We start from the raw sequence: 4,246 nt of genomic DNA, 5'->3' as shown, positions 1-4,246 counted from the left end.
GCTAATTACGATAAAACTGACAAAAAAGGAGTCTGTGATTTTTGAGTTTGGTTAAGGATAGCTTCCATGGCAGCAAAGCGATCGTGTGAAAATAACAACATATTGAGGAATCATTACGCAATCAATCATCGCTATGCTGCGGTTTATTTGCAAAGTGTAGGCTTGTAAAAATGGTACGCCCCATAACACGGTGTATAAAATTATGGCAAGTTTTGGGAGGAATCGAAAGGTCATTTTCTGTTTGTAATGGCGTTAAATTTTCATAAGTTTGAAAAAGATATAAAAACAAACGCAGCTAGGAGTTATGGCTTGAGTGTATTTGCGCTGCCACAATTTATACACGCAGCGTTCTCTGCAATTACGCAAAACGCTAAAATCAGACTTAACTAATGAAGAATTATGACTTTCTAATACTTTCGTCTTATGAGTTTGAAATGTTATCTAGAGACTTATTACAATCCCACTTAAATATTTATTTAGAATCATTTGGAGATGGAGCAGATCAAGGTATTGATTTACGTCATTCGAAAGGTGAATTATTGATTATACAAGCTAAAAGATACAAGTCTTATGATTCCCTTTTTCAAAATCTAAAAAAAGAAGTAGAAAAAGTAAAAAAACTAAATCCTGAAAGATATTGTTTAACAACAAGTGTTTCACTTTCTCCTCAAAATAAAGAAAAAATAATTGAACTGTTTAGTCCATACATAAAAGATAGTGAAGATATATATGGAAAAGAAGATTTCAATAATCTATTGAATAAGTTTCCTTCGATTGAAAAAAACTTTCACAAACTATGGTTGTCAAGTATTGATGTATTACATAGGATCATAAATAATCAAGTAGTTAATCATTCTAAATTTTATGTTGAGGGTATAAAAGAAAAGATCAAAGTTTATGTTCAAAATGATAGCTATAGTGAAGCCTTATCCATTCTTAAGGAAAATAAATATGTAATAATTTCTGGACCTCCAGGCATCGGAAAAACAACATTAGCTGAAATGCTTGTTTTTAACCTTCTAAGTAAATCGAATAATGAGTTTATTTTTTTATCAGATAGTATAGATGATGGATTTAAACTCTTTGAAGAAAGTAAAAAACAAATTTTTCTATTCGATGATTTTTTAGGTAGAAATTTTTTGCAAAACTCTTTAGCTACAAATGAAGAGAAAAAGATAATACAGTTTATAAATAGAATACAAAAATCGTCAAATAAGATATTAATTTTCACAACTAGAGAATACATTCTCAATCAGGCAAAGCAAAGATTTGATGTATTCGAACAAGACTTAACAAAATGTGTTTTAGATATTTCTAAGTATAGTACTTTGGTAAAAGCTAATATACTCTACAATCATCTGTCTGTTAACGAAATTCCTTTTGAATATATAGAAGAAATAATAAAACAGGATTATCTTTTCAAGATAATCAAACATAGGAATTATAATCCTAGGATTATAGAATCCTTCTCAAATTCTAAATTTTGGAACAAACACAAACCTTCAGAATTTCCTATATCTTTAATTCAATTATTTGATTCCCCATTCTTAATTTGGAAACACGTATATGAAAATCAAATCTCTGTTATATCACGTATTATATTAGATTGTTTATTAATATCTGGATCAGAAATTCCATATAATCAACTGTATAACCAAGTTAAAACATATCAAGAAACAAATGCTTCTGGGTACAATATTACAATTAATGGTCATAATTTCAAATCTTCATTAAAAGAGTTGGAGAACTCTATGATTAAAATTGACAAGAGTTATCAAGGTGATTTATCTATTAAGTATCAAAATCCATCTATCCAAGATTTCCTTGTCAATTACATAAATAAAGATGCAATTACAAAAGAACATTTGTTTAAATCTATTCTTTATTTAAAGCCTGCACTTGAAATTATAACAAATGGAGATTCGGATTTTAGAATAAAATTAGATTCTAGAGAAATGAAAGAATTCGAAGACATAGTTCTTTCTAAATTTGACATTTTAAGAGTAAACTCAAGCATTCCAAGACATTCATTACCCAGTGAGGAAGATATAATCATACTTAAATTAAATCTAATAAATGATTTTTTTAAATCCGATAATCCAGATCGTCTTCATTTTATCGAAAAGAAGTTCATAGAAGTCTGCTATTCAGAAAATATTACCAATAGGTCTATTTCTGAATTTGCTTCTCTATTGTGTTCATTTGAAGGTGAAATAGATTTTAATATTGAGAAAATACTATTAAATATTTCTGGATGTTTTTGGGATTTGGATGATTTATATTCTTTGTCTCAAATAGAAATGAGTTTCCCAGATCAATTTGATAGTTTCAGAGAAAATAATGAAGATATACATTATGAAATTATAAGTGAAATAGTATATGGACTAAGCCCTTCCGATGATGATGAGATTAATACTTTGAATAGTAAAATAGATGAATTGAAATCAATTGAGGATGATTTTAATTTTGACACATATGAGGAAAGACGTGAATTAGAAAGGAGAATCGCTGAGTTAGAACAACTAGAATATGATCAATTAAATAACTATGATGAGTTTCCTGATGCTTATTACCCTCAAAGGGTAAGTTATATAGATGGCAGTTTAAGTGATTATATAAAGGAGCAAGATTACAAAGAATTAAAAGAACAACGTGGAATTGAAAAACCAATTAGTGAGAATGAGCAAATTAATAATCTATTCAAATCCTTAAAATAAAACTGCAGAGAACAATGTATAAGAAAACATAGGGCTTTTGGGCTTAATCAAAAGGTCAGTGTTTATTTGCCAAGTCGCCAAATATAAAATTTGGCGTTTACTAGAAAAAAATAAAAGCAAAATATTTATATTTGGCTTAGTACCAATCCGAAACGTATTGCTTTCACCTGCCCTACGTTTCTTATACGAAACGTTATGTGCAAGGCTAAAAAAAATCCGAACTAATAAAAATATGAGTTTTTTAAAATCAATATTTAGTACAAAAGAGGAACCTATAAACTCGTACTCTGATTTTTGGAATTGGTTTGAACAGAATGAAAAAAAATTCCATAAGGTTCTAAAAGACCAAGGAAATATCAACAAAGTATTTTTCGACAGACTTGCACCAAAACTGAACGAATTAAAAGATGGATTTTGGTTTCTAGCTGGAATGTATGATGATAATACTGCAGAATTGATTTTAACAGCTGATGGAGTAATTAAAAATATCGTGTTTGTTGAGGAATTGGTAAAGTCAGCACCGAAAATGAATAATTGGAAAATTACAGCACTCAAACAACCGTCTGACTTAAATCAATACGGAATTGAAATGGACGGCTTTAAATTTGACGAAAGCAAAATGGAGTTTTATTCAACTGACTATAAACAAATGCCAGACGAGATTGACATTACAATTACTCATAAAGATTTTAATGAGGAAAACAGAGCCGTAATGACAAATGGAATTTACCTCGCTTTGGACAATTCTCTTGGCGAGTTAAATTCAGTTACCACGATTGACAATGTAAATATAATTAACCCAAAAGATGCGACATCCGAATTAATCTCATTAAAAAAACTAAAGGACTTTTTGAATTGGAGAGAAAAAGAGTTCGTGGAAAAATACAAAGGTTTTAGGCACAATACAGAAAATGACAACTATTCTGGACTGGAAGCGACTATGAAAAATGGACTTCCCTTACTCGCAGTTATGAATATGGATTTATTGAATTGGGATAGTAAAGCTTCTCATCCTTGGATTGCGGTAATGGAAATAAAATATGATGGAAAAGATAACAATGGAATGCCTAATGAATCTAAATACCAACTTCTAAATGAGATTGAGGAAAAAATAATAGAGGAATTAAAAGATTCCGATGGGTATTTAAATATTGGAAGACAAACAGCAGATTCAATTCGAGAAGTATATTTTGCCTGTATCGAATTTAGAAAACCATCAAAAGTATTACACGAAATAAAAAAAGAATACAAAAATAAAATCGAGCTAGACTTTGATATCTATAAGGACAAATATTGGCAATCATTTAACCGATTTAATTCGAATTGAAAAGCCCAGCACATAACACGGTATAAAAAACATAGGGCGTTTGTGCTTAACCAAAGGTCTGTAAATATTTACAAAGTCCGCTAAATATAAAATTTGGCGTTTATAGTAGAAAAGATAAAAGCAAAATATTTATATTTAGCTAAGTAATAAACCGAAACGAAAGTGCTTATCACCTGCCCTACGTTTCTTATACTGAACGTTA

The 4,246-nt window shown here is 29.5% G+C and carries 2 protein-coding genes; both read left to right on the top strand.

Annotation, left to right across the window (positions count from 1 at the left end; all coding sequences use genetic code 11):
- Positions 1-389 precede the first annotated feature (389 nt).
- Positions 390-2,717, top strand: a complete 2,328-nt coding sequence (locus N456_RS23045) for an nSTAND3 domain-containing NTPase (RefSeq protein WP_148639429.1) — start codon at positions 390-392, stop codon at positions 2,715-2,717.
- 157 nt (positions 2,718-2,874) lie between these two features.
- Positions 2,875-4,044 carry a DUF695 domain-containing protein gene (locus tag N456_RS23040; RefSeq protein WP_240315585.1) on the top strand — a complete coding sequence of 390 codons (1,170 nt, stop codon included), beginning with the start codon at positions 2,875-2,877 and terminating at the stop codon, positions 4,042-4,044.
- Positions 4,045-4,246 lie beyond the last annotated feature (202 nt).

The sequence above is a fragment of the Aquimarina longa SW024 genome (genome assembly GCF_001401755.1).
GTDB lineage: Bacteria > Bacteroidota > Bacteroidia > Flavobacteriales > Flavobacteriaceae > Aquimarina > Aquimarina longa.
This window is presented reverse-complemented; position numbering and strand designations above follow the sequence as displayed.